The sequence below is a fragment of the Saccharothrix stipae genome (assembly GCF_054781895.1).
The window spans coordinates 276,383-301,741 of sequence record NZ_BAAGTN010000017.1 but is presented as its reverse complement, the minus strand read 5'-3'; the positions used below and the strand labels follow the sequence as shown (position 1 = coordinate 301,741).

General features: G+C 71.4%; 23 protein-coding genes and 2 tRNA genes. 15 read left to right on the top strand and 10 right to left on the bottom strand.

Going from position 1 to position 25,359, the window contains the following annotated elements:
- Positions 1 to 14 precede the first annotated feature (14 nt).
- The 7 genes from pstC to ACYVLT_RS29370 all read left to right on the top strand — a co-directional run bounded on the left by pstC (position 15) and on the right by ACYVLT_RS29370 (position 6,302).
- On the top strand, positions 15 to 1,070 hold the full coding sequence (gene pstC / locus ACYVLT_RS29400; RefSeq protein ID WP_461123416.1) for a phosphate ABC transporter permease subunit PstC: 1,056 nt from the start codon (positions 15 to 17) through the stop codon (positions 1,068 to 1,070).
- Positions 1,067 to 1,981: a phosphate ABC transporter permease PstA gene (gene pstA, locus ACYVLT_RS29395; protein WP_461123415.1), complete on the top strand. Its 915-nt coding sequence runs from the start codon at positions 1,067 to 1,069 to the stop codon at positions 1,979 to 1,981. Before pstC ends, pstA begins: the two co-directional genes overlap by 4 nt.
- Positions 1,982 to 1,991: 10 nt before the next feature.
- Positions 1,992 to 2,768, top strand: coding sequence for a phosphate ABC transporter ATP-binding protein PstB (gene pstB / locus ACYVLT_RS29390; RefSeq protein WP_461123414.1), 777 nt, complete (start codon positions 1,992 to 1,994; stop codon positions 2,766 to 2,768).
- Positions 2,769 to 2,964: 196 nt separating this feature from the next.
- Entirely contained in the window at positions 2,965 to 3,333 is a 369-nt protein-coding gene (locus ACYVLT_RS29385) for a hypothetical protein (protein WP_461123413.1), read from the top strand.
- An 11-nt stretch (positions 3,334 to 3,344) separates the two neighbouring features.
- Entirely contained in the window at positions 3,345 to 3,887 is a 543-nt protein-coding gene (locus tag ACYVLT_RS29380; protein WP_461123412.1) for a DUF3558 domain-containing protein, read from the top strand.
- 19 nt (positions 3,888 to 3,906) lie between these two features.
- Complete coding sequence (locus ACYVLT_RS29375) at positions 3,907 to 5,508, top strand: hypothetical protein (protein WP_461123411.1); 1,602 nt, start codon at positions 3,907 to 3,909, stop codon at positions 5,506 to 5,508.
- Entirely contained in the window at positions 5,505 to 6,302 is a 798-nt protein-coding gene (locus tag ACYVLT_RS29370) for an ESX secretion-associated protein EspG (RefSeq protein WP_461123410.1), read from the top strand. Before ACYVLT_RS29375 ends, ACYVLT_RS29370 begins: the two co-directional genes overlap by 4 nt.
- A gap of 4 nt (positions 6,303 to 6,306) precedes the next feature.
- On the opposite strand, the gene phoU is transcribed toward ACYVLT_RS29370, so the two are convergent.
- From phoU to ACYVLT_RS29340, 6 genes are all read right to left on the bottom strand, one after another.
- A complete protein-coding gene (phoU, locus tag ACYVLT_RS29365; RefSeq protein ID WP_461123409.1) occupies positions 6,307 to 6,972 on the bottom strand; it encodes a phosphate signaling complex protein PhoU in 666 nt (221 codons plus the stop codon).
- A gap of 80 nt (positions 6,973 to 7,052) precedes the next feature.
- Positions 7,053 to 10,703 carry an LCP family protein gene (locus ACYVLT_RS29360; protein ID WP_461123408.1) on the bottom strand — a complete coding sequence of 1,217 codons (3,651 nt, stop codon included), beginning with the start codon at positions 10,701 to 10,703 and terminating at the stop codon, positions 7,053 to 7,055.
- Positions 10,704 to 10,913: 210 nt separating this feature from the next.
- A complete protein-coding gene (locus tag ACYVLT_RS29355) occupies positions 10,914 to 11,777 on the bottom strand; it encodes a GGDEF domain-containing protein (RefSeq protein WP_461123407.1) in 864 nt (287 codons plus the stop codon).
- Positions 11,778 to 11,957: 180 nt separating this feature from the next.
- Positions 11,958 to 12,416 carry a hypothetical protein gene (locus ACYVLT_RS29350; RefSeq protein WP_461123406.1) on the bottom strand — a complete coding sequence of 153 codons (459 nt, stop codon included), beginning with the start codon at positions 12,414 to 12,416 and terminating at the stop codon, positions 11,958 to 11,960.
- Positions 12,409 to 13,557 carry a tRNA dihydrouridine synthase DusB gene (dusB, locus tag ACYVLT_RS29345; protein WP_461123405.1) on the bottom strand — a complete coding sequence of 383 codons (1,149 nt, stop codon included), beginning with the start codon at positions 13,555 to 13,557 and terminating at the stop codon, positions 12,409 to 12,411. Before dusB ends, ACYVLT_RS29350 begins: the two co-directional genes overlap by 8 nt.
- 115 nt (positions 13,558 to 13,672) lie before the next feature.
- On the bottom strand, positions 13,673 to 14,143 hold the full coding sequence (locus ACYVLT_RS29340; RefSeq protein ID WP_461123404.1) for a superoxide dismutase: 471 nt from the start codon (positions 14,141 to 14,143) through the stop codon (positions 13,673 to 13,675).
- A gap of 173 nt (positions 14,144 to 14,316) precedes the next feature.
- Between ACYVLT_RS29340 and fxsT the strand changes: the two genes are divergently transcribed.
- On the top strand, positions 14,317 to 17,991 hold the full coding sequence (fxsT, locus tag ACYVLT_RS29335) for an FxSxx-COOH system tetratricopeptide repeat protein (RefSeq protein ID WP_461123403.1): 3,675 nt from the start codon (positions 14,317 to 14,319) through the stop codon (positions 17,989 to 17,991).
- A gap of 53 nt (positions 17,992 to 18,044) precedes the next feature.
- Here the strand turns inward: fxsT and ACYVLT_RS29330 are convergent.
- Positions 18,045 to 18,117 (bottom strand) — tRNA-Lys (locus tag ACYVLT_RS29330).
- A 137-nt stretch (positions 18,118 to 18,254) separates the two neighbouring features.
- Between ACYVLT_RS29330 and ACYVLT_RS29325 the strand changes: the two genes are divergently transcribed.
- Both ACYVLT_RS29325 and ACYVLT_RS29320 read left to right on the top strand, forming a co-directional pair.
- Positions 18,255 to 19,169 carry an exodeoxyribonuclease III gene (locus ACYVLT_RS29325; protein WP_461123402.1) on the top strand — a complete coding sequence of 305 codons (915 nt, stop codon included), beginning with the start codon at positions 18,255 to 18,257 and terminating at the stop codon, positions 19,167 to 19,169.
- A gap of 269 nt (positions 19,170 to 19,438) precedes the next feature.
- Positions 19,439 to 20,659, top strand: a complete 1,221-nt coding sequence (locus ACYVLT_RS29320) for a hypothetical protein (protein WP_461123401.1) — start codon at positions 19,439 to 19,441, stop codon at positions 20,657 to 20,659.
- A gap of 48 nt (positions 20,660 to 20,707) precedes the next feature.
- Here the strand turns inward: ACYVLT_RS29320 and ACYVLT_RS29315 are convergent, their stop codons facing one another.
- Positions 20,708 to 21,235 (bottom strand): excalibur calcium-binding domain-containing protein, encoded by a 528-nt coding sequence (locus tag ACYVLT_RS29315; protein WP_461123400.1) that lies wholly within the window; start codon positions 21,233 to 21,235, stop codon positions 20,708 to 20,710.
- A 128-nt stretch (positions 21,236 to 21,363) separates the two neighbouring features.
- Here ACYVLT_RS29315 and ACYVLT_RS29310 point away from each other — a divergent pair, with 128 nt between their 5' ends.
- The 3 genes from ACYVLT_RS29310 to ACYVLT_RS29300 all read left to right on the top strand — a co-directional run bounded on the left by ACYVLT_RS29310 (position 21,364) and on the right by ACYVLT_RS29300 (position 23,611).
- Complete coding sequence (locus ACYVLT_RS29310) at positions 21,364 to 22,200, top strand: oxygenase MpaB family protein (protein ID WP_461123399.1); 837 nt, start codon at positions 21,364 to 21,366, stop codon at positions 22,198 to 22,200.
- Between the two features lie 166 nt (positions 22,201 to 22,366).
- Entirely contained in the window at positions 22,367 to 23,194 is an 828-nt protein-coding gene (locus tag ACYVLT_RS29305; RefSeq protein ID WP_461123398.1) for a glutamate ABC transporter substrate-binding protein, read from the top strand.
- Between the two features lie 213 nt (positions 23,195 to 23,407).
- Complete coding sequence (locus ACYVLT_RS29300) at positions 23,408 to 23,611, top strand: cold-shock protein (protein WP_015105489.1); 204 nt, start codon at positions 23,408 to 23,410, stop codon at positions 23,609 to 23,611.
- 114 nt (positions 23,612 to 23,725) lie between these two features.
- Here the strand turns inward: ACYVLT_RS29300 and ACYVLT_RS29295 are convergent, their stop codons facing one another.
- Together ACYVLT_RS29295 and ACYVLT_RS29290 are read right to left on the bottom strand one after the other, a co-directional pair.
- Positions 23,726 to 24,034 carry a hypothetical protein gene (locus tag ACYVLT_RS29295; RefSeq protein ID WP_360452538.1) on the bottom strand — a complete coding sequence of 103 codons (309 nt, stop codon included), beginning with the start codon at positions 24,032 to 24,034 and terminating at the stop codon, positions 23,726 to 23,728.
- A 199-nt stretch (positions 24,035 to 24,233) separates the two neighbouring features.
- Positions 24,234 to 24,641 (bottom strand): hypothetical protein, encoded by a 408-nt coding sequence (locus ACYVLT_RS29290; protein ID WP_461123397.1) that lies wholly within the window; start codon positions 24,639 to 24,641, stop codon positions 24,234 to 24,236.
- A 164-nt stretch (positions 24,642 to 24,805) separates the two neighbouring features.
- On the opposite strand from ACYVLT_RS29290, the gene ACYVLT_RS29285 reads away from it, so the two are divergent.
- A complete protein-coding gene (locus ACYVLT_RS29285) occupies positions 24,806 to 25,051 on the top strand; it encodes a hypothetical protein (RefSeq protein ID WP_360452542.1) in 246 nt (81 codons plus the stop codon).
- Between the two features lie 203 nt (positions 25,052 to 25,254).
- Positions 25,255 to 25,327, top strand: a tRNA-Glu gene (locus ACYVLT_RS29280).
- Positions 25,328 to 25,359: the final 32 nt, after the last annotated feature.

Genomic DNA, 25,359 nt, shown 5'->3' with positions numbered 1-25,359 from the left:
GGAACGCCATCGCGATGAACGACCGCACAGTGGCCCCACGCCCCGCGGGCACCGGTTCGACCGGTGCCCGTGCGGGCGTTCCGGCCGCTCGACCCGACTCGGAGGCTCCGATTCCCCCGACCACGGAAGCCGATCGGAAGACCATCGTTCGGCCGGGTGACCGCATCTTCGCAGGTCTGGCCACCGGATCGGGCATCTTCATCGTGGTCCTGATCGCGGCGATCGGTATCTTCCTGCTGCTACAGGCCATCCCGTCGCTCGCGCTGGACAAGGTCAACTTCTTGACCAGCCGCGAATGGGCGACCGGCGACGTCAACGACATGCGGTACGGCATCCTGGACCTGCTCCTGGTCACCGTGGTGTCGTCCGCGTTCGCGCTGATCATCGCGATGCCGATCGCGCTGGGCATCGCGCTGTTCCTCACCCAGTACGCGCCGCGCCGGCTCGCCCGGCCGTTCGCCTACGTCATCGACCTGCTGGCGGCCGTGCCGTCGATCATCTTCGGCCTGTGGGGCCTGCTCGTGCTCGGCCCGGTGCTCACCCCGATCGGCGAGTGGCTGACGTCGACGCTGGGCTGGTTCCCGCTGTTCTCCGAGGGCAACGTCAGCATCGAGCTCGGCGGCACCATCTTCACCGCCGGCATCGTGCTGGCCGTGATGATCCTGCCGATCATCACCGCGGTCAGCCGCGAGGTGTTCGACCGCACGCCGGTCACCCACACCGAGGGCGCCATCGCGCTGGGCGCCACCAAGTGGGAGGTCGTGCGCACGACCGTGCTGCCGTTCGGCAAGGCGGGTTACGTCAGCGCCTCGATGCTCGGCCTCGGCCGCGCGCTCGGCGAGACGATCGCGTTGACGATCATCCTCAGCGGCACGGGTGCGGCGTTCGCGTGGAGCCTGTTCGACGGCGGCGCGACGTTCGCGTCCAAGATCGCCCTGGCCGCGCCCGAGTTCAACGACCCGCGCACGGCGGGGGCGTACATCGCCGCCGGCCTGGTGCTGTTCGTGCTCACCTTCGGCGTCAACGCCATCGCCCGGGCCATCGTCGCCGGTCACAAGGAGTACGAATGACCACCGACACGGCGGACCTGAACCGCCTCGCCACGCCGCCGACGTTCCAGAGCGTCAGCGGCGCGCGCAAGTTCAAGAACGGTGTCGCCACGGCCCTGGTGTACGGGGCGTTCCTGGTCGCGATCGTGCCGCTGATCTGGGTGCTGTACGTGGTGATCCAGCGCGGCTTCCCGGTCGTGCTGGACGGCGACTGGTGGCAGAAGTCGCTGTCCGGCCTGCTGTCCCGCCAAGAGGGCGGCGGCGTCTACCACGCGATCTACGGCACGTTGGTGCAAGGCCTGGTGTGCGGGCTGCTGTCCGTGCCGCTCGGCCTGTTCGTCGGCATCTACCTGGTGGAGTACGGCGGCCGGTCCAAGCTGTCCAAGGCCACCACGTTCATGGTCGACATCCTGACCGGTGTGCCGTCCATCGTGGCCGCGCTGTTCATCTACACCCTGTGGATCACGTACTTCGGCTTCGGCCGCAGCGGGTTCGCGGTGTCGTTGGCGCTGGTGCTGCTGATGGTGCCGGTGATCGTGCGGACCACCGAGGAAATGCTCAAGATCGTGCCGGACGAGCTGCGCGAGGCGGCCTACGCGCTCGGCATCCCGAAGTGGAAGACGATCGCGAAGGTCGTCATCCCGACCGCGCTGTCCGGCATCATCACCGGCATCATGCTGGCCCTGGCCCGCGTCATGGGCGAGACCGCGCCGGTGCTCGTGCTGGCCGCGTACGCGCCGTACATCAACTACAACCTGTTCGACGGCCCGATGGCGTCGTTGCCGCTGCTGATGACCTCGGAGCGGAACAACCCGACGCAGGCCGGTTTCGAGCGGATCTGGGGTGCGGCGATCACCCTGGTCATCATCATCACGCTGTTCAACCTGCTGGCTACCGTGATCTCGCGGTGGCTGGCTCCGAAGACGAAGTGAGCGGGCGGTCATGGCCAAGCGCATCGACGTGAAAGACCTGAACCTGTACTACGGCAAGTTCCACGCCGTGGACGGTGTCTCGCTCGCCGTGCCGCCGAAGAACGTGACGGCGTTCATCGGCCCGTCCGGTTGCGGGAAGTCCACCGTGCTGCGGTCGTTGAACCGCATGCACGAGGTGGCGCCCGGTGCCCGGGTGGACGGCACCGTGCTGCTCGACGGCGAGGACATCTACGCCTCGTCCGTCGACCCGGTGCAGGTGCGCCGGACCATCGGCATGGTGTTCCAGCGCCCCAACCCGTTCCCGACGATGTCCATCCGGGACAACGTGGTGGCGGGGCTGAAGCTCGCGGGCGAGCGGAACAAGAAGAAGCTGGACGAGGTGGCCGAGCGGTCGTTGCGCGGGGCGAACCTGTGGAACGAGGTCAAGGACCGCCTCGAACGGCCCGGCGGCGGCCTGTCCGGTGGTCAGCAGCAGCGGTTGTGCATCGCGCGGGCGATCGCCGTGCAGCCGGACGTGCTGCTGATGGACGAGCCGTGCTCGGCGCTGGACCCCATCTCGACCCTGGCGATCGAGGACTTGATCACGGAGTTGAAGAAGGAGTACACGATCGTCATCGTGACCCACAACATGCAGCAGGCCGCGCGGGTCAGCGACCAGACCGCGTTCTTCAACCTGCTGGGTGTCGGTCAGCCGGGTCGGCTGATCGAGGTGGACGACACGGAGAAGATCTTCTCCAACCCGAGCCAGAAGGCGACGGAGGACTACATCTCCGGCCGTTTCGGCTGATCGGGCCGTCTGCGCCGAAGCCCTCCCACCGCTGGTGGGAGGGCTTTCGCGCGTTCGGGTGACACGGGAACCCGGCGGTCGCCCCTACCGTCAAAACCGAGACATGGTCCTCCGTTCGGGGGTACCGTGACCGTTGGGATCGGCAGACTCGCAGGGGGTAGCGGTGGCGGCGGAAGGTGCGTGGAGCGCACAGTCCATGCAGGCGATGACGGCCAACATGGTCGGCTTGAAGCAGGCCGCCGAGTCGGGCTCGTTCGCCATCAGCGAGGCGGGGGCGCAGGAGTACCTGAAGGCCATCGACGGCGCTCTGATGGACCTCTTCAAGATGGACCGGGAGATCGGCCGCCTCCAGCAGGAGACCAAGCTGGGCACCAGTCCGGACGGCACCGCCATGGCCCGCTACAACGAGGAGAGCGTCATCGGTGGAGCCGGCACGACCGGCATCATCCCGGCGATCGAGCAACTGCGATCCGCGTTGAACGAGGCGCGGGAGGCGTTGCAGAAGGCGATCGAGAACTATCGTGAGGTCGACGGCTCGAACGCCAGCACCTACAAGCGCTACTGAGGGTGGGACAGTTGATCAAGGCATTGTCGGCTCGCGTGGTCCTGCTGTTGGCGGTGTCGAGCGCGATCGCCACAGGCTGCACGACCGGGGGAACCGCTACACCCGGGCCCACCACCGAGTCGACGTCGACCGGGTCGACGTCGAAGGGCACCACCAGCACCAAGCCGTCCAAGGGCGGTGACTCACTGGCCGATTTTGATTCGTGCGCAGTCCTGCAGTCGATCGCGTCGCAGCTCAACCTGTCGGAAATCGAGAAGGTGGACGAAAAGGAGTGCGGCGCCGAGGTCTCGACGATCGCGGCTCTCGGCCTCACGAAGCAGCCCGAACTTGCGATCGCTGACGCGGTAGGTACCGGGAAGAAGACCGACATTCCCATCGGCTCGCACAAGGCCAGGCTCGTCGAGGGGCCCGGTACCAACACGTCGTGCTTGGTGGCGGTGGAAGTCGGTCCGACGTCGAGGGTAGACGTCATCGTTGCATCCAGCTCCCTTGCAACCTCCTGTGAGACGGCGACTGCGGTCGCCACCGCCGTCGAACCTAAGCTGCCGAAGTAACCCGAGGGGGGAGAACGTCGTGACGCCGCCGAACTCGCAGCCGCCGTACGGACCGCCGTCCAACTCGCTGCCGCCGCAGAGCAACAGCCAGGCTTCCCAGGTCACCTACGCGGGGCAGACCGAGGAGCAGCTGCGCGCCGAGTACGAGCGTGAGCGGGCCGCCAACCCCGGGATCTTCGGCGCCATCACGACACTCGACGACTACCTGCGCTACAAGCAGCAGTCGGCGCAGTACCAGTCCACGCAGGAGCAGCAGCTCGAACAGGTGGTGGAGAACTACCGACCGCCGCTGACGCCCGCGGGCTCGCACTACATGGGCTACGACCACAAGGCCCTCAAGGACATGGTCACCACGAACATGTCCCCCAGCACCGCCAACGAGCAGGGCGAGGCCTGGACGAAGATCGGCAACACGCTCGCCGAACTCCAGTCCAACCTGACCAGCGCCACGGCCGCCAGCAAGGGCGCCTGGCAAGGCGCGGCGGCGGAGTCGGCGCAGGGGTACTTCACCAACGTCGCCGCCTGGTCCGGCAACGCGGCCCAGGGCGCGCAGCTCACCGGCAACAAGCTCTACACGCAGAGCCAGGCGGCCGAGCAGGCGAAGAACGCGATGCCCGAGCCGGTCGACTTCAGCACCGCCGACGCCTACAAGATGTTCTTCTCCGAGCCCAACCCGTTCAAGTGGGCCGAGACGATCGACCAGATCGAGCAGAAGTTCGAGGAGAAGCAGCAGGCCCACGAGCGGGCCGCCGAGGTCATGACGACCATGTCGCAGGACTTCCAGGAGTCCGGCTCGACCATGCCCGCCTTCTCCGCGCCCCCGCCCATGGACGGCACGGGCGGCGGTGGTGATCCCGGCAAGCCCGGCACGGGGGAGATCGGTGGCCGCCAGACCGTGCCCAGCGGCACGGGTACGGGCACCGGCAGCGGCACCGGGATGGGCGACCTCGGCATGCCCGGCGGTGGCGGCAGTGGCAGCGGCAGCGGTGGTGGCAACACCAACCAGTCCGGCTTGAACGGCCCCGGCCCCGGTGGCGGCACGACCCTGCCCGGCGGCGGTGGCGGCGGCAACAACAACCTGCCCGGCGGCGGTGGCGGCGGCAACAACAACCTGCCCGGCGGCGGTGGCGGCGGTCCCTACCCGCCCGGCTACTTCCCGCCCGGCGGCCCGAACAACCCGAACAACCGGCCGAACCTCCCGCCCGGCGGGCGTCCCAACCTGCCGAACGGCCCCGGCGGCGGTCGAGGCCCTGGTGGTCCCGGCGGCGGCGGCATGGGACGCGGTCCCGGCGGCGGCGGTGGTCCCGGTGGCCTGGCCGCGGCCGGTCGCGGTGGTATGGGCGGCGGCTTCGGCCCCGGCGGCAGCGCGGGCACGCTCGGCGAGGCCGGTCGGTCCGGCGCGGGCGGCTTCGGTCCCGGCGGCAGCGGCGGCCCCGGTGGCGCCGGTGCGGCGGGCCGCGGTGGTCCCGGTGCCATGGGTGCGGGCATGGGCGCGGGCGCCGGTGGCGCACGCGGCCAGGGGGACGAGGACAAGGAGCACAAGGCCGCGTCCTACCTGGTGGAGACCGAGGACGTCTTCGGCGACGGCACCATGGTCGCTCCGCCGGTCATCGGCGGGTGAGCGTGTTCTCGTTCGCCCTGTCCCACGCGGCGGCCGACATGCTCTGGGAAGACCTGAAGCTCGGCAGCCGTCCCTACCCGTTCGAATTCCCCTACCTCGGGCAGACGATCGACGAGCGGCGCGGCATCCGCAACGCCGTGTACCGCGACCTGGAGTCACGCGGCCTGGCCCAGCGGGGCCGGGCCGCGCCCGAGGTGGAGGAAGCGCTCACCCTGCTGATCCGCTTCGACTACTGCCTCAACGCGGTCGCCTCGCTGGACGCGCGCAACGTGGAGCGCCAACTGCTGGCGCGCGGCTGCGCGGCCGGTGAGAACGCGGCGCTCGCGGTGATGGACGACCGGCAGATCAAGGTCGACCTGATGCGGGCGCCCGCGTTGCTGCGCACGGTCGTGGACCTCGTCCCGCCGGCCCGACCGGGCCCCGGCCAGTCGATCACGGTGCCGATGCCCACGTCCGCACCGCCGCCGGCACCGCGTCGCGACGACGACTTCGGCAACGCCACGTTCACCCAGGCCATGGCACCGCGCTCGACCGCGTCCGCGCAGGTCCGCGCCTTGGAGGCGGTGTTCGAACGCCCCCGGCTGCGCGCCGGCCAGTTCGGCGTCACGGTGCGCGGCAGGCACGGCCGGGAGCAGCGCGCGCCGCAGGTCGCGTGGTTCGACAACGACCAGGGTCGCTACATGTCGCAGACGCGGCAGGGGCAGGACGGCCAGAAGTGGCTCACCCACGCCCCCGCCGACAACGCGCGCATCGCCGCCCAGCTCGCGCAGGAGCTGAACGGCCTGCTCAACTGACGCCTCAGGAGCCGGCGTCGCCGTGGTACCCGGGCATCCGGCCCGTGACCACGAAGACGGTGCGCTTGGCCACCGACACGGCGTGGTCGGCGAAGCGCTCGTAGAACCGGCCGAGCAGCGTGGTGTCCACCGCGGACGGCACGCCGTGGCCCCAGTCCTTGTCCATGATCACCGTGAACAGGTGGCGGTGCAGGTCGTCCATCGCGTCGTCGGCGTCCTCCAGCGACCGCGCCCGCGCCACGTCCTGGGTGCGGATGATGTCGGTCGCCTCACGCGCCAGCTCGACCGCGATGCGGCCCATCTCGGCGAAGTACGGCCGGACGGTGTCGGGCAGCACCGGGTTCGGGTGCCTGCGCCGCGCGGCCTTGGCCACGTGCAGCGCCAGGTCGCCCATCCGCTCGACGCTCTCCGCCGCGTGGATCACCGCGAGCACGATGCGCAGGTCGGTGGCGACCGGCGCCTGCAGCGCCAGCAGCGCGTACGCCTGCTCCTCGATGTCGGCCCGCACGTCGTCGATCTTGGAGTCGTCGCCGATCACCTGCTCGGCGAGGGCGAGGTCCGCCTGGAGCAGGGACGCGGTCGCACGCTCCATCGCATCACCGGCCATCCCGCACATGTCGGCGAGCTGATCGGCGAGTTGTCCGAGCTGGTCGTGGTAGGCCTCACGCATGGCCGTCAGCCTACGGTGACGTCATCGCGGTAGCGACCCGCCCCGGTGAACCGGTGGTGAACCCAAGACGTCCAGTCGGCCTAGGCGCACGGGTCCTTCCCCGCGTTCACCACGCTCAGGTCCACCGGCGGCGCCGCCTTGCCCGGTTCGGTGCCCGGCGCCTGCGGCGCGCGGACCTCCTCGTCCCACTCCGGCCCGATCAGCAGCTGCACCGCGCCGCCCATGTTGGCCTGGAACTGCAACGTCGCGGCGGGTACGGACGAGAGCAGCGTCGCCGCCGCGTCCTCCGCGCCGATGCCGTACTTGATGACGGTCTTGTCGGTCGACGGCGCATCGCCGGCGATGACCACGTCGTAGCCCAGTTCCCGCAACGCGTTCCGCGCCCGGTTGGCCGCGCCCGAGTTGTCCGGGTCGCCGTTGCGCACCTGGACCTTCAGTCCCTTGTGGTCGATGACCTTGCCCTGCTTGGGCTGGGCCGGCGGCGCGGAGGCCTGCGTCTGACCCTGGGACTGGTCCGGCGCCGGGTCGGCCGGGGTTTCCTCCGGCAGCGGCGTGCCGTCGATGATGGCCTGGAACAACGCCTTGGTCTCGGCCTTCTTCAACAGCTCCAGGTTGTCGTCGTGGGCCAGCGTCGGGCCCTCGGACCTCTCGTGCGGGATGGTGACGAAGGTGACGCGGCCCGCTTCGAGGCTCTGCAGCGACTGCGCGAGCGTCAGCATGTCGTTCACGCCGATGTTCTGGCCGACGGTCGACGAGGCGAACGCGTTGAGGAACCCGTTGAGCTTGCCCGGGTTCAGCAGGATCTCCGACGACAACGCCTTGCGCAGCAACGAGGACAGGAACTGCTGCTGCCGGTTGACGCGGTCGAAGTCGGTCTTCTCCTCGCCGGCGACCTTGCGGGCGCGCACGTAGTCCAGCGCCTTGGTGCCGTCGATCTCGAACCGGCCGGGCTGGTCGAAGATCACGCCGAGCTCGTCGTCCTTCATCGGTTTCGGCACGCACACCGGGACGGTGCCGATGGCGTCGACCATGCCCTTGAAGCCGTTGAAGTCGACGCTGATGAAGTGGTTGATCTCCAGGCCGGTCAGCTCGGTCATGAACTTGCTGACGCACTTGGGCCCGCCGACCGCGTACGGCTCGTTGGCCTTCACGTCCTCTTCGGCGTCGAGCTGCTCGCCGGTGTACTGGCCGGTGGAGGGATCCCACCGCTCGCACTCCGGCCGCGTGATGAGCAGGTCCCGCGGCACGGAGACCACGACCATGCGCTTACGGTCGGCCGGGATGTGCGCGAGCATCAGCACGTCCGAACGCGCGCCCGGCTCGGCGTTCGCGTCGCCGACGCCGTCCTGCGGCTTCGCGCCCGCGCGGGTGTCCGAGCCGACGATGAGGAAGTTCTCGTCGCCGAGCTGCTTCTCCGCCTCGTGCACCGCGGCGGAGTTGGTGTTCAACGCGTCGATCTCGGTGAACTTGCTGTCGATGTAGAACATCGCGCCCCAGCCGAGGCCGGTGGACACGAAGATCAGCACGGCGGCGGTCAGCGCGACGACCTTGATCGTGCGCACGATCTTGCTGTGCTTGGCCGTGCGACCGCGCCGGCGCGGGCCTTCCTCGTCCGGGTCGGCGACCGGTGACGCGTACTCGGTGGCGTCCTCGTCGTGGTCGGCCTTCCACGGCATGAGCTTCTGGCGGCGTTCCTTGCGCAGGCGTTCCTGCTCGGCCAGCTCGTCGTGCACGGCGGAGAAGCGGGCCAGGGTGTGGTCGACCTCGCGACGCTTCTTGACGTCGTCGCTGATGGCCTCCATCTCGGTGGTGAGGCTGGCCGGGTCGACCGCCTCGCGCCGTTCGGGGGCCGCGCTGGCGAGGCGGTCGGCGATGGCGGGTGCCGCCTGGTCCGGCGCGGCGTCCTCGGCGAACCGCCGGCCGGGCAGGTCCCCGACCGGCCGCGGGCCGCTGCCGTCCACCGGGGTGGGCGGGCCGTCGGCAAGTCGGCGCGGGCCGCTGCCGTCGACCGGTGCGACGGGCGGACCGTCCGCGAGGCGACGAGGCCCGCCGCCCTCGTTCGGCGCGAGGGGCGGGCCGTCGGCGAGCCTGCGCGGGCCGCCGCCGTCAACGGGTACGGGCGGGCCGTCGGCGAGTCGGCGTGGGCCGCTGCCCTCGACGGGTGCGACCGGAGGGCCGTCGGCGAGCCTGCGGGGGCCACCGCCCTCGGGACGGCGGCCGGTCGGGTCTTCGCCGGGCAGGCCGGGGCGCGGGGCGTCCGCCGGGCGGCGCGGGTCGACGGGCAGGTCTTCGGGACGCGGGCGCCGGGCGGGACGGGGTCCGCCGGTCAGGTCGTGCGGCCCGCTGCCGTCCGCGAGGCGGCGAGGGCCGTCGCCGACCGGGGCGTCCGGGCGCCGACGCGGTCCGGTGCCGTCGGCCGGGACTCCGGGGCGGGGCCGCTGGCCGGTGTGCTCGCCGGGCCGCGGCCCTTCCGCCAACCGCCGACCGATGCCGTCGGCCGCCGCACCTTCGGCGACCCGGCGGCCGACCTCGTCCGGCCGACGCGGTCCGCCGCCGTCCACCGGGCGCCGACCCGTGTCGGGCGCGAGGTCTTCGGGGTGCGCCGCACGGCGGGGAGCGCCGGGCGCGAGGTCTTCCGGTCGCTGACGCGGTCCGCTGCCCTCCGCCGCACGCCGTGGCGCGTCGGGCGCGAGGTCCTCGGGACGCCTGCCGTCCGCCGGGCGCCGGGACGTGCCGGGGGCGAGGTCTTCGGGGTGCGCCGCCCGGCGGGGTGCGCCCGGGGCGAGGTCTTCGGGGCGCGGGCGCGGTCCGCTGCCCTCGGCGACGCGCCGAGGTGTGTCGGGTGCCAGGTCTTCGGGTCGCTGACGCGGTCCGCTGCCCTCGGGGAGCCGTCGACCCGGCGGCGTGCCGGGGAGGTCGGGCTGCGGGCGCCGGCCGGTGTTCTCGGCGAGTCGCCGGGGCGGCGCGGCCGGGTCCTGCGGGACGCGTGGGCCGTCCGGGTCCGCGGGCCGCCGGCCACCTTCGGGGCGGGGCCGGGCGTCGGGCGGTACGGGTCGGCCGTTGGCCGGGAAGCGCCTGCTCGGCTCTCCGCCCACCTCACCGGGAGGCAGCGGGCGCGGTGCGGCGGGTGCGGGACGCCTCGGGTCGACGTCCTCGGGTCGGCCGGCGTAACCGTTGGCCGGGCGGCCGTTGCGCGCCGGGCCGGGCTCTTCGGGACGACGGCGGGTGCCGGTGTCCTCCGGCGTGGGCCGCGGCGTCCGGGTGCCGGTGCCCTCGCCCGTCGGGGCGAAGAAGTCGTTGGCCGGCGGAGGCGGCGGAGGCGGCGGAGGGGCGGACCGGCGACCGGCGACCGGCGGTGCGCCGTTCGTCGGCCTCGGCCGGGTGCCGGTGTCCTCGGGCGCCGGTGGCGCGTAGTCCGGCGGCGGTGGGGCCTGCCTGCGCGGCGGCTCCGGTGCGGCACGGCGGCCGGTGCCCTCGGGGGCGTGCCTGCCGTTCTGGGGCGGGGCGGGTCTGCGGGGCGGCTCGGGCTCGGGCGCGGCTCGCCTGCCGGTGTCCGACTGACCCGGTGGGACCGGGCGCGGGATGTTGGTGCGGCTGTGCTGCTCCAGCAGGTCGGACACGCTCAGCCCGCCGGCGTCCAGCGACCTGCGGCGACGGCCGGTCGGCTGGTCTTCCTGCGGGACCTCGTCACCTCCGGGTCCGGGGCCGCCACGGCGGGGCTCGTCGGGCACCCGGTCTCCCTTCAGCTTCGGTCATTAGTCGGTCGTCATCACGAGTTGACGACAGCAAGGACACATTGGTTGCACCAACGGCGTGTCACTTGCCTTGGCGATACTACGGATGACGGCCAGTCCTGACGACCACTCCCGGTGATACAGGGGTCGGCAGTACTCGGTTACGCGCAGCAGGCTACGTCCGAAAGGGTGAGTTGCCGTTCGGTGTCAGTAACCGGCGACCCGCGATTCGGCTATACCGCGTCGCCCGGAAGCGGCACCCGCGAGGCGGACGTGACCGTTCTCCCGGTAGGCGACGGCGTTGCGTCCTGACTGCTTGGCCGTGTACAGGAGGCTGTCCGCGCGCAGGAGCTGCTGCTCGGGGACGACCGGCGGACGCGTCGGTGAATCCGCCGTCGGGGGCTCATAGGCAAGTCCGATGCTGACGGTCACCCGCAACCCGGGCGCGAGCGAAGCCCAGGCGTGACGCTCGACACGCATCCGGGCCGACTCGGCGATCTCCACGGCCGGCGACGGCTCGACGCCGGGCAGCACGAGGACGAACTCCTCGCCCCCGTACCGCGCGCAGAACCCGCCCTCCGGCAGCTCCTCCTGAAGCAGCTCGACCACGCGCTGCAACACCCGGTCACCCAGGAGGTGCCCGAACGTGTCGTTCACCTGCTTGAACCAGTCCAGGTCGATCAACGCGATGGCGAGGCCGGAGGTGGTGGAGCCGCGCTCGGCGACCATGTCGAGCAGCCGCTCGTCCAGGTATCTGCGGTTGTAGCTGTCGGTGAGGCTGTCCCGCAGGCTCTGCTCGCGCGCCTCGGCGTGCTCGCGGCGCAGCCGGTCGACCTCCCGGCGCAGCTGCTCCGGCACCTGCGGCTGGTCGTCCTGGTCGGCGTAGACCAGGTCGAACGCGGACCGCAGGTGCTGGTAGGCCTGCCGCCACTGGCCCCGGGAGGCGAGCAGCGCGGCGATGGACTCGTGCAGCTGCACCAGACCGGTGCCCTCGCTCTCGGACGGGGGCGTGCCTGCACCGGGCCGGGCGTCGGCGTCGGGCTCGGCGACCTCGGGTCGCAGTGCGGTCATCGCGCTCACCTCCCTACTTGCCAAGGTGTCGTCTGATACGAGGCGACGCTTGAGCGGGCGGGACGCGTCATAGAGGGATTTCCCTCGACTGGTTGACCGTGCACTGCTCCGAACCAGTGACATTCGGTGATCGAAGTGCCGTGAAGCTTGCCGTGCGTGTTCGCGCGGCCCGGCGTCACCTCAATTGACGCAAGGAGCGAAGCCGTAGGCCTTGCCGTTGAGCAGGACGACGTGCTGCGAGCCGATCTGGCTGCCGATCTCGGAGCCCTCCTGCACGACGGTCAACGTGACCGCGACGACCAGCACGACACCGCGCGGGTGCTCGTCGTCGCCGGGTGGCGCCCACGCCGGGTCCAGGCGCAGCGTCGACATGGTCGGCTGCACCTTGATGGTGCCCGCGGGCAGTTCGCAGTCCGTGTCGCGGAAGTCCGGGTGCTGGGTGTCGTTGAGCAGGTCGTGCTGCTCGGACGTGCCCTGCCCGCCCGCCTCGTTGAGGTCGGCGAAGTACCCCGTCACCAGCTCGCGCTCCACGTCGGTGATCCGCAGGGGACGTGCGGTGCCGGTGGTGGTGGACGCGCAGCCGGCCAGCAGGAGGGCGCACGCCAGCGCCGCCGCGGCGCGTCCCGCCACCTCAGCCACCCGAGTGCAGCTCGTCGGCGCCCACCGGCACGGTGGCGTCCTCCGGGTCGTCGAGCCAGCCCTCGGGCAGCACCACCTTGCCGGGCGAGCCCTGCCTGCCGCGCGGCTCGTCGGCGTTGTCCGGGAACGGCAGCTCCGGGTCGAGCCTGCCGACCAGGTCGTCCAGCTCGGCGAGGGTGGAGACCATGGCGAGACCGCGCCGCAGCTCCGCGCCGACCGGGAAGCCCTTCAGGTACCAGGCCATGTGCTTGCGCAGGTCGCGCAGGCCCTTGTCCTCGCCGAGGAAGTCCGCGAGCAGCGCGCCGTGGCGGCGCAGGATCTCCGCGACGCGGCCCAGCCGCGGCCCCGGCGGGATCGGCTCACCCCGGAACGCCGCCTGCAACTCGCCGAACAGCCACGGCCGGCCCAGGCAGCCGCGCCCGACCACGACGCCGTCGCAGCCGGTCCGGGCAACCATGTCGAGGGCGTCCCGCGCGCTGAAGATGTCGCCGTTGCCGAGCACGGGGATGCCGGTGACGGCCTCCTTCAGCCGGGCGATGGCGGACCAGTCGGCCTGGCCGGAGTAGCGCTGGGAGGCGGTGCGCGCGTGCAGGGCGACCGCCTGCGCGCCCTCGTCCTCGGCGATGCGCCCGGCGTCGAGGTAGGTGAGGTGGTCGGCGTCGATGCCGATGCGGAACTTGACCGTCACCGGCACACCGGCGGGTTCGGCGGCGCGCACCGCGGCCCGCACGATCTGCCGGAACAGCTGCCGCTTGTACGGCAGCGCCGCGCCGCCGCCCTTGCGCGTCACCTTGGGCACCGGGCAGCCGAAGTTCATGTCGACGTGGTCGGCCCGGTCCTCGCCGACGATGATCTTCGTCGCTTCGGACATCGACTTCGGGTCGACGCCGTAGAGCTGCATCGAGCGCAGGCTCTCGTCCGCGCCGAAGGTGATCATCTGCATCGTCTTGGCGTCGCGCTCGACGATCGCCCGAGCGGTGATCATCTCGCAGACGTAGAGCGAGGTGGGGCTGCCGAACTCGCGGCAGAGCTGCCGGAAGGCCACGTTCGTGATGCCGGCCATCGGCGCGAGCACGACGGCGGGATCGACCGGGTACCGGCCGATCTTGAGGGGCTTGGTGGCGTGCAGGGCGGTGGACATCGCCGTCCATTGTCGCCCAGCGCAGGTAGTGGTGGGTGTCACAGCACCGAATCACCATTAACGGGCCAGGTCGGCGCCGACACGCGTCCGGTGGTCGACGTGGTGCCCGCGCGGGTCAGAACGGCACGGTGAGGCAGCCGACGCGGGCGCCGGCGGTGCCCGCCTCACCGGGTCCGGTGTGCGTGTGCTCCGCGTGCAGCACGACCGAAGCCGGCCGCCGTGCCCCGAACCGCCAGTCGAGCCGGGCGAACGCCACGCCGCGGCCCTGCTCGTCGGTGGTGAAGTCGAGCCAGATCTCGTTGCGCGGGTTGGCGAACGCCGGGTCCGTCGCCCCGCCCTGGACGTGCTGGTAGTGCGGCCCGGCGTCGGTCGGCGCCGGCCCGCACGGGTTCACGTGGGCGTGCGCGCCGTAGTCGCGGTCGGGCAGCAGACCGGTGGTCCGCAGCAGCACGACCGTGCCGCCGCCGACGGGCGCGGACACCACGTCGGCCCGCGCTCCGGCGGGCACCAGCGGGTCGTAGCCGGTCAGCTCCCCGGACGCGGTGGTGAACGAGGCCGCGAGCGCGAGTGCCACAGCGAGGTGCATGGCACCTGCTTATCGGCCACCCGCGACGACCGCCAGCGCGGTCACCCGTTCCGGTGTCGTTGCGGGTGACACCCCGGCCGGGCGTCGGTGCGGTCGGCGTTCGTTCCGCTGTTCGGGTCGCCGGCGCGTGGTTCGCGCGGCAACCGGGCTCGGTGGGGGCACGATGTGACGGGGTGCACGTTCGAGGGGTGGTGTCCGTGGCGGACGGGTGGGACTTCTTCGTCTCCTACACGCAGGACGATCGGCAGTGGGCCGAGTGGATCGCGTGGGAGTTGGAGGAGGCCGGGCATCGGGTGTTGATCCAGGCGTGGGACATCGTTCCGGGCAGCAACTGGGTCGCGACGATGCAGGAGGGCGTCCTGCGGGCGGAGCGCACGATCGCGGTGTTGTCGGCGGCGTATGCCAGGTCGGAGTACGGCGCGGCGGAGTGGCAAGTCGCGTGGCGCGAGGCGCCGTCGGGCGAGGACCGCAAGCTGCTGGTGGTGCGGGTGGAGGACTGCGAACGGCCGGGTCTGCTGGGTTCGGTGGTGTCGGAGGACTTGTTCGACCTGCCTGCGCACGTCGCCCGCGACCGGCTGCTGCGGGTGGTGAAGGGCGCCGTCGAGGGACGGCTCAAGCCGGCCGCCGCGCCCGCGTTCCCGGGACGCACCAGGGCGGTGGCCAAGCAGCCGCGGTTCCCGGGCGCGCTGCCCGACGTGTGGAAGGTGCCGGCGCGCAACCCGAACTTCACCGGTCGGGTGGAGTCGCTGGCGCGGCTGCGGCGCGCGATGCGGTCGCCCGGCACGGTGGCGGTGCACTCGTTGCGCGGCCTGGGCGGGGTCGGCAAGTCGCAGCTGGCCATCGAGTACGTCCACCAGTTCGCCACCGACTTCGACGTGGTGTGGTGGATACCCGCCGAGCAGCCGGCGCTGATCCCCGACCATCTGGCCGAGCTCGGCGCCGAGTTGGGCGTCGAGGCGCACACCGACCGCGCGGCGACGGCCGCCGCCGTGCTGGCGGAGCTGCGGAAACGACGTCACTGGCTGCTGGTCTTCGACAACGCCGAGGACGCGACCGACCTCCGGCCGTACGTGCCGTCGCGCGAGGGCCGGGTGCTGATCACCACCAGGCGCAAGGGTTTCCGCGCGTTGGGCCCGGTGCTGGACGTGGACGTGCTGGACCGGGCGGAGAGCGTGGCGCTGCTCAAGCGCCGCACCCCGTCGGTCACCGACGACCTGGCCGACGCCCTGGTGGAGTGGCTGGGCGACCTGCCCCTGGCCATCGAGCAGGCGTCGGCCTACCTGGAGGCCACGGACCTGCCCGTCGACGACTACCTGGACCTGCTGCGCACCCGCACCGACGAGATGATCGGGCTCGGCACGGTCTCCGACCGCGAGGAGAACCTGGCCACGCTGTGGGACCTGTCGCTGACCGCCCTGTCCGGGCAGGACGTGGCGGCGGTGCAGCTGCTGGACCTGCTCGCGTGGATGGCGCCCGAACCGGTCCCGCTGAACCTGTTCACCGCCCACGCCGACCTGCTGCCCGACCCGCTGGCCGGGGTGGCGGGCGACCCGGTCAGGTTCGCGTCGAGCGTCGGCAGGCTGGTCGAGTGGTTCCTGGTCCGGCGCACCGCGGGCGAGGTGACCATCGCCCACCGGCTGCTCCGGCAGTCGTTGCGCATCCACCGCACCTCCGCACCGCTGACGGAGGACTCCTGGTCACCGATCGCGGTGGTGCAGAAGTTGCTCGTCGCGGACCTGCCGGCCGAGATCTTCTCCGCCCCGCAGAACTGGCCGCGGTGGCGGGCGCTGCTGCCCCACGTGCTGGCCGTGCACGAGGACGTCCGGGTGGACCGGGCCAACATCACGTCGGACAGCGGGTGGCTGCTCGACCGCGCGGCCGGCTACCTGCTGACCCACGGCCGCCCGGCCGAGGCCCGACCGCTGTACGAGCGCGCGTCGTCCCTCTACGAGGAGGCTTACGGCACCGATCACCCGGAGGCCGCCACGAGCATGGCCGGCCTCGGCGCCGTGCTGGTCGAACTCGGGCGTCCCGCCGAGGCCAAGCCCCTGCTGGAACGCGCGTTGTCCATCTACGAGGCCGCCTACGGTTCCGGCCCGTACGTCGCCGCCGCGCTGGGCAGCCTCGGCCGGGTGTTGGTGGACCTGGGACGGCCCGCCGACGCCCAACCGCTGTACGAGCGGGCGTTGGCGATCTGCGAGGCCACCTACGGCCCGGACGACCCCGAGATCGCCACCGTGCTGGTCGGCCTGGGTCGGGCGTTGTCCGAACTCGGGCGTCCGGCCGAGGCCCAACCGCTGTACGAGCGGGCCTTGGCCATCGACGAGCGCGCGTACGGCGCCGACCACCCGTACGTCGCCGGCGTCCTGGTCGGGGCCGGCCGGGTGCTGGCCGGTCTGGGGCGTCCGGCGGAAGCCGAGCCGCTGCTCGAACGCGCGTTGTCGATCTGCGAAACCGTCTACGGCGGGGACCACCCGGATGTCGCCGGCGCGTTGGCCAGCCTGGGGCGCGTGCTGACCGACCTCGGTCGGAGCGCCGCGGCGAAACCCCTGATCGAACGCGCGCTGTCGATGTACGAGGCCGCCTACGGCCCGGATCACCCCGAGGTCGGCACCGGACTGGCCCGGCTCGGTGGCGTGGTGTCCGACCTCGGTGACCCCGCCGAGGCCAGGCCTCTGTTCGAACGCGCGCTGTTCCTGCACCGGGCCGCCTACGGCTCCGACCACCCCCACGTCGCCACCGATCTGGTGCTGCTGGGACGTGCGGTGGCCGACCTGGGGCGTCCGGCCGAGGCCCGCCCGCTGTTCGAGCGCGCGTTGTCCATCGACGAGGCCGCCTACGGCCCGAACCACCCGGAGGTGGCCGCCGACCTGCTCCAGCTGGGACGGGTGGTGGCGCAACTCGGGCGTGCCGCCGAGGCACGACTCCTGCACGAACGCGCGCTGTCCATCGACGAGGCCGCGTACGGCCCGAACCACCCGGAAGTGGCCGCCGACCTCGTGCACCTGGGACGTGCGATGGCCGACCTGGGGCGCCCGAACGAGGCCCGCCCGCTGTTCGAGCGCGCGTTGTCCATCGACGAGGCCGCGTACGGCGTGAACCACCCTTACGTCGCCGGGGACCTGGTCAACCTGGGTCGGGTGGTGGCCGATCTCGGGCGTCCGGCCGAGGCGCGGGCGTTGCTGGAACGCGCGTTGTCCATCGACGAGGCCGTTTACGGCCCGGACCACCCCGACGTCGCCGCCGACCTGGTCAACCTGGGACGCGTGGTCGCCGACCTGGGCCGTCCCGACGAGGCGCGACCACTGTTCGACCGTGCGCTGTCCATCGACGAGGCCGTCTACGGCCCGAACCACCCCGAGGTCGCCGCCGACCTGGCCCAACTCGGCTCGGCGTTGACCGACCTGGGCCGCCCCACCGAGGCCCGACCACTGCACGAACGCGCGCTGTCCGTCCACGAGACCGTCTACGGCCCGTCCCACCCCAGGGTCGCCGCCGACCTGAACCACCTCGGCCGTGCCCTGGCGGCCTCCGGCCACCCCACCGACGCCACACCACTGCACACCCGAGCCTTGTCCATCTACGAGGCGGCTTACGGTGGCCACCACCCCGAAGTCGCCAACAGCCTCGTCCACCTGGGCACCGTCACACCCGACCCCACCGAGGCGACCCGCCTGTTCGAACGCGCGCTATCCATCCACGAGACCGTCTACGGCCCGTCCCACCCGAAGGTCGCCGCCGACCTGAACCACCTGGCCCGGACCCTGGCAGCCTCCGACCACCCCACCGCTGCCGAGCCACCGTTCGAACGCACGCTAAAGACCCCCGACAACAATTCCGGGTCCTAATCACACCCAAAGCACCCACGAAATACCGGCGTGCCTGGCAGCAACGAACTCGGTGGGCCGCCAGGGACTCGAACCCTGAACCCGAAGATTAAAAGTCTCCTGCTCTGCCAATTGAGCTAGCAGCCCTTGCCCACAGCTTACCGAGGGCATGGCCGCCTGCCATCGGGGTGGTCGGATGGCAGGTGTGGCCGCCGTCACGTGGTCGGCAGCGCGGGGTGGTGTGGTTGGGCGCGAGGGTCGGTGGTGCGGACTACCGTGGAGTGGTGCGGGTGGTTACGTGGAACGTGAACTCGGTCAAGCAGAGGGTGCCCCGGTTCTTGCCGTGGCTCGACCAGCGGCAGCCCGATGTGGTCTGCCTGCAGGAGACCAAGCTCGCCGACGACGCCTTCACCGCGCTGCTCGGCGACGAGTTGGCCGGCCGCGGGTACGAGGTGGCGGTGCACGGGGAGGGCCGGTGGAACGGGGTCGCGATCCTGTCCCGGGTCGGGTTGGACGACGTGGTGACGGGGTTGGTGGACGGCCCCGGCTTCCCGCACCCGGAGGCGCGGGCGGTGGCGGCGACGTGCGGTGGGGTGCGGGTGCACTCGGTCTACGTGCCCAACGGGCGGGAGCCGGAGTCCGACCACTACCGCTACAAGCTGGCGTGGTTGGCGGCGTTGCGGGACGTGGTGGCGGCCGGTCCGGAGGATGCGGTGGTGTGCGGTGACGTCAACATCGCGCCCACCGACGCCGACGTGTTCGACCCGGCCGCGTACGTCGGCCACACGCACGTGACGGCACCGGAGCGGGAGGCGTTGGCGGCGTTGCGGGCGGTCGGGCTGCACGACGTGGTCCGCGACCGGTGGCCCGACGAGCGGGTCTTCACCTACTGGGACTACCGCGCCGGCATGTTCCACCAGGACCTCGGCATGCGCATCGACCTGGTGCTGGCGTCCGCCCCGGTGGCGGCACGGGTGCGGGCGGCGTGGGTGGACCGGCACGCGCGCAAGGGCACCGGGCCCAGCGATCACGCGCCCGTCATCGTCGACCTGGACCAGGCGCCGGACGGTGACATCGGGCCGGTGGTGCCGCCGCCGTCCGCGCCCCGCGCCCGCAAGTCGGTCAAGCTGCCCCAGGCCAAGCAGAAGCCGGCCCAAGCCAAGCAGAAGCCTGCCCAGGTCAAGCCGAGCGAGTCCTAGCCGGGAAGGACCCCGTCGTCACGCCGGCCATGTGCTCCTGGTCGAAGTGACCCAGCACCCCGAACTGCGGGGCCACGTGGACCGGGCCCACCGGCCGATCGCGACCGGGGCCCCACCCCTGATCGACGGCCTGCTCACCAACCGGCCGGCCAACCGCGGCCCCGCTTCGACCCCGCCACCACCGCCGTCCGCACGGTGCTTCGGGGGATTCTCGCCGGCTGACCGCTCCGCCATCATGTGCCCGATCCACGACCCGGAGGGTGGCGACGGTGACCGACCACGTGACGCAGGCTTACCTGGACGACGAGAGCCTGCACGGGGTGATGGGACGGCTCGACCTGCCACCCGCCCTGCGCGCCGCCTACGGCCACCGGCTGGTCGACCGGCCGTTCTTCCTGGACGAGTACACGGCGCACAGCATCGCGGCCGACGTGCTGGACTTCTTCGAGCTCCTCTTCGCCCTGCCGCGCAAGCTGTTCGACGGCAGCTTCACGCGGTTCGCCGAGGCGCTGGGCATCCCGCCCGCGGAAGCCGCGATCATGACCACCGAACGCCCGCCGATGCACGGCCGCGCGGACATCTACCGCGTCGGCGACGACTTCCGGCTGCTGGAGATCAACGCGGGCTCGCAGCTCGGCGGCCCGGACCTGGGCGAGCTCTCCCGCGTCATCCACGAGGACCCCGGGTTCCAGCCGTTCGTGCGCGAGCACGACCTCCGCTACTTCAACCCGATCGAGAAGCTGCTCGACGCCGTCGGTCGCGACCGCACCATCGCGTTCCTCGAAGAAGGCGGGATGCTGACCAGGTTCGCCAAGGGTTTCGCGAGCTTCCGGGAGACCTGCGCCCGGCTGGGCGTCGACCTGCTGCTGGGCGAACTCCACGAGCTGACCGAGCGCAACGGCTACCTGTACCTGCACGGCACGAAGCTGGACGTGGTGGTGCGCTACTTCTCCGCCACCCAGGCCGTGGGTTACGCCGAGCTGCTCACCAAGGGCCACCGCACCGAGCTCTACACACCGCTGTCGAGTTACTACTACGGCAGCAAGTCGACCATCGCCCTGCTGTCCGAGCGCCGCGAGGAGCTGACCGACGACGAGAAGGCGTTGGTGGACCGGCTGGTGCCGTGGACCCGCCACCTGCGCGACGTCCCGCGCGACCGGCTCCGCGCGGACCGGGAGAACCTGATCGTCAAGGCCGCGGGCGGGTTCGCGGGCGCGGGCGTGCACCCCGGCTGGCTGATGACCGACCGGGAGTGGGCGGAGATGCTCGACGACGTCCGCGGGCAGGCGTACGTGGTGCAGGAACGCGTGCGGCCCACGCCCGACGTCGTGCCCGGCGACGACCGGCCGTGGCTGACGACGTGGGGTTGGTTCGTGACCGACCAGGGGTTCGCGGGCATGAGCATCCGGTCCATGCCGTTCGCCGACGGCGCCGTGGTCAGCTACGCCGGCAACCCGGCGACGAGGGTGTCCGGCCTCCTCGTGCACTGATCGGGGCGGTCCGGCCGCGAGGGCCCGTTCGTGTCGGTCCGCGGGCGGTCAGTCGTTGCGTTCGCAGGCCAGGCCGTCGTGGTCGCGGTCCAGGTTGTGGCGGTCCCAGCCGACGACCTCGATGCGCGTGATGCCCTGGTCGTGCAACCAGTCGCACCGCCGCGACACCCCGCGCGGGAACCGCCACGGCACGCACGGGCCGTCGGTCACGTAGGCGCGGTCGCAGTTCTGCTCCCACGGCGGACGGGAGGACGTCGTGCTCTCCGGAACGCTGGACGACGAGGGCGGCGGCTGCGACGTCGTGACAGAGGTGGTGGTGGTGGTCGTGGTCGTGGTGACCGGCGGCAGCGGCCGCTGCTCGGGCGGCGGAACCGCCACGACCACCGTCGTGGACCGCACGACCTCCAACGTGGTGGTGTACGTGGCGCTGAGCACGCCCGGCTCCACCGGGCTCACGTGCACCTGGCGCACGTCCACCGGTCGCGGCTCGTTCACCGTGAGCGCCATCGTGACGAGCGCACCGGTCGCGAGTAACAGCGCCGTGCCGGCGAAGGCGACGCTCCTGCCACTGCTCATCCCTGCACCCGCTCCAACGCTCCACGGTGTCACGTGGAATCGTTCACGCTGTTTGACGCGTTACCTCCCGGCACGTTCCGGCCGGTCGCAAGGGTGACGGAAACGGCACCGCGTGACACGATCGGGTGGTGGACGTCGGGTTGCTCGGACCGGGAACGGTGACCTGGCAACTGCACGCCGACCCGGCCATGTGGGTCGCCGGCATCGCCAGTCTCTACCTCCAGTCGCTGCACCCGCGCGCGGTCGCGGCCGTGGTGCAGAACTCCGACTTCCAGCGGGATCCCCTGGGCAGGCTGATGCGGACCGCGGACTTCGTCGGCACGGTCAGCTACGGCTCCACCGACGAGGTCGAACGTGCCGCCGCCCGGGTGCGCGGCGTGCACCGCGCCCTGCGCGCGAAGGACGCCACCGGCAAGAGCTTCCGCATCGACGACCCCGAACTGCTGCTGTGGGTGCACTGCGCCGAGGTGCACTGCTTCGTCTCGGTGGTGCGCCGCGCCGGCTACCGGCTCACCGACGCCCAGGTCGACCGCTACTACGCCGAACAACGGCGCACCGCCGCCCTGGTCGGCCTGCACGAGGACGAGGTGCCCGGCAGCGCCGCCGAGGTGGCCGACTACTTCGCCGCCACGATCCCGGACCTCAAGCGCACCGCGGACTCCGAACTGGTCTACCGGTTCCTGCACCGTCCGCCCGTCGACGGCGTGCTGCGCCTGGGCCTGGACGCCTACGAGCCGCTGCTCGGCCACCTTTCGTACTCCGTGCTGCCCCAGTGGGCCATCGCCCTGCACGGCCACCGCCCGTACCCCGAACCCGCCGCCACGACCCTGCTGCGCGCCGTGCGCACCGCCGCGCTGCTCGTGCCCGCGCCGATCCGCTGGGGCGTGCCCGACGGTCACGTGAACAAGGCGATCCGCCGACTCGGCCTCCGGGTGGCGCCCAGGCGGGCCCTCCTGCCGTCCTGACGCGCAGTCGGCGGGCTCACAGCCGGTATTGCGCCGAACGGCTTAGCGGCGTGGACCACTGCGACCTTTATCGCATCAAGAGGACCGCTCGTCTTGCTTAGCATGAACAACGTCCGGTGCGTCGATCCGCGCCGCGTCCCCAAGCACCCGAGAGGTTCCGCAGCTCATGCTGTTCCGACGACTGCTGCCCGCGACCGCGCTGGTGACGGCCCTGTCCCTGATCGCCGCGTGCGGCGGCGCGAGCGACGACACCCTGGCCGGCAAGGCCGACGACGGCGAGTTGACCATCGGCATCCGGTTCGACCAACCGGGACTCGGGCAACGCAGGCTGGACGGCAAGTTCGTCGGCTTCGACGTGGACGTGGCCAAGTACGTGGCCGCCCGGCTCGGCGTCGAGGAGTCCGGCATCACGTGGCGCGAGGCGCGTTCCGCCGACCGCGAGAAGCTGATCACCTCCGGCGAGGTGGACTTCGTCGTGGCGACCTACTCGATCACCGACAAGCGCAAGGAGCAGGTGTCGTTCGCCGGCCCGTACTTCGAGACCGGGCAGGGCGTGCTGGTCCGCTTCACCGACGGCGAGATCAGCGGCCCCGAGACGTTGAACGGCAAGAAGCTGTGCTCGGTCACCGGCTCGACGTCCGCGCAGAAGGTGAAGGAGCAGTTCGCCCAGCACGTGCAGCTGGTCGAGTACGGCCAGTACTCCGACTGCGTCATCGGCCTGCTGGCGGGCAACGTCGACGCGGTGACCACCGACGAGGTGATCCTCGCCGGGTACGTGGCGGAGAACCCCGAACTGCTCAAGCTCGTCGGCGCGCCGTTCACCACCGAGCGCTACGGCATCGGACTTGCCAAGGATGACGCCAAGGGTCGGTCGGAGGTCAGTGCGGCCATCGAGCAGATGGTCGGTTCCGGCGAATGGCGGTCCGCGTTGGAGCGCAACATCGGTCAGGCCGGCGTGCAACTGCCGGAACCACCCAAGGTGACCGAGAAGTAGCTGTCCGGTGGACGAATGACTTCGGGGGTGTAGTGCTGGGCGTCACCAACCGATACGCTCAGCCACGCAGGCCGTGGTTTCTGTGTTCGTGTCTCACGCTCGCGGAACGACACGCGGGCGTGCCGTCCCCACCCTGAGCGGTGGGGGAAACGCCCCGGGACGGCCGGGGCTGCACGGTGCAGCCCCAAGCTTTCCTGCGATGGAGGCAGGTACATGGCACTGGGCACTGTCAAGTGGTTCAACTCCGAGAAGGGCTTCGGCTTCATCGCCCAGGAGAACGGCGGGCCGGACGTCTTCGTGCACTACTCGGAGATCCAGGGTCAGGGTTTCCGCACCCTGGAGGAGAACCAGCGGGTCGAGTTCGAGATCGGCCAGGGCACCAAGGGTCCGCAGGCCCAGAACGTGCGCAAGGTCTGATCGCTTCGGTTCCACCACTCTTCTTCTTCGCGGTAGACGACGCGGGCCCCCGACCGGGATGGTCGGGGGCCCGCGCCGTCGTGTCCGGGCCCGGCGTCGCGGCCGGGTCGTCGACTAGAAGCCGCGCTGGCGGGCTTCCCACTCCAGTCGCTGCATGACCCACTCGGTGGCCAGCGCCTGGGGGGACGTCTGCCGCTCGGCGGCCAGCTCCTTCAGCTGCTCGTTCGCCATCAGCTGGAGGCGGAGCTGGTAGACCTGCGCGTTGCCGAAGCTCGTGCCGGCGGTCGTCTCCGCGTCCGCGGTCTCCGGTGCGAGGGCGGCCAGGTACGACTCCAGCTCCTCGTCGGGCAGGGCTTCATCCTGTTCACGCGCGGGCGGGCGATGCCGGCCCGACTTCGACCGTCCAAGGGATCCAAGAGGCACGGCGACACGATAACGGTTGGATTGCGGAGCCGGCCAAAGTGTGGCCTGGGTCACAGATGTGTGCATGGAGAGGCCCCCGCGCCAGGGGGAGGAACGCGGGGGCCGGAGGGGATCTCCACAGGCGCTGACCGGGGGTGTGTCAGCAATTCGGATTCTTGCACGCGCACGTGGGCCTGGGGAGTGGGTTGACCCGAAATCTTCAGGTAGCGGATGGCTTCGGATCGTCCGGCGGCGCTTCGAGGTTGGTGATCTCGCCCTCCAGGCGCTGCACCAGCTCCTCCAGGCCCTCCAGCATCCCGTCGAGCTGGCTCATCTTGTCGCTCATCAGCCTGTCGATGTCCGCCTCGATCGCGGACAACGACAGGCTGCCGAACAACTCCTGCGGGTTCGCCGCCGCTGCCGGCCCGGGCGTCGGGTCGGGCCCCGACGGGCCGGGTCCGGCCGGCTCGGGCGCCGTCGGGGCGGCGGCCGCGGTGGGCTCCGGTTCGACGGGTCCGGGCTCGGCCGGCGCGGGTTCCGGGGCCTGCGGCGCGGTGGGTTCGGGGGCCTGCGGCGCGGTGGTCGCGGCGGGGGGTTCCGGCGTCTGGCCCGGTACCGGTTCGGTCATGGGTTGCACCCTCCTCGTTCGTGTCAAGCACATCACGCGACGCTTGACACCAAGTGGCCTACACGGAAAGTGACGCTCCGTCGCCCCTGAATCACTCTCCGGGGGGCTGCGGCGGTTCGATTGGCTCGCTTAGCCTCGCGCCAACCTCAAGTCGGGGAGGCGTCATGAGCGGGTCCCTAGAAGTGCGTCAGTTCCTGTGGAACCAGGACGACACGATGTCCAGGCCGGGCGGCGGTGGGGTGCCTGCCCAGCGAACCGGTGAACCGTCGCGAGTCTCGGACGAGCAGGTGCACCGGGCTCGGCTGTCGGTGGCGCGTGGTGCCACCAGTGCCGAGGACTGCCGGTTGCTGCTCGACATGCTCGGGTTGTCACCGGGTGAGGACGGGGGCGTGCCGCCTGTGCAGCGGTAGGACGCCACGAGCCGCGACCCCTCCGGGACCCGTCCCGGAGGGGTCGCCGTTTCGCGTCATCGGGACAGGATTCGCAGGTCAACAACTTGTGCCACCCCCGTTTTGGAGGTGTGCACCTCCGTGCCCTATGCTTACGATGCTTCCACCGGACAGCGTGGAGGGCCTGGGAAACAAGGTGGCCCAAGGGCTGCCGGAGGACTCAGGTCCCCATCGTCTAGCGGCCTAGGACCCCGCCCTTTCAAGGCGGTAGCGCGGGTTCGAATCCCGTTGGGGGCACGCAGTACAAATGCAGTAGAGTGACAAACGCA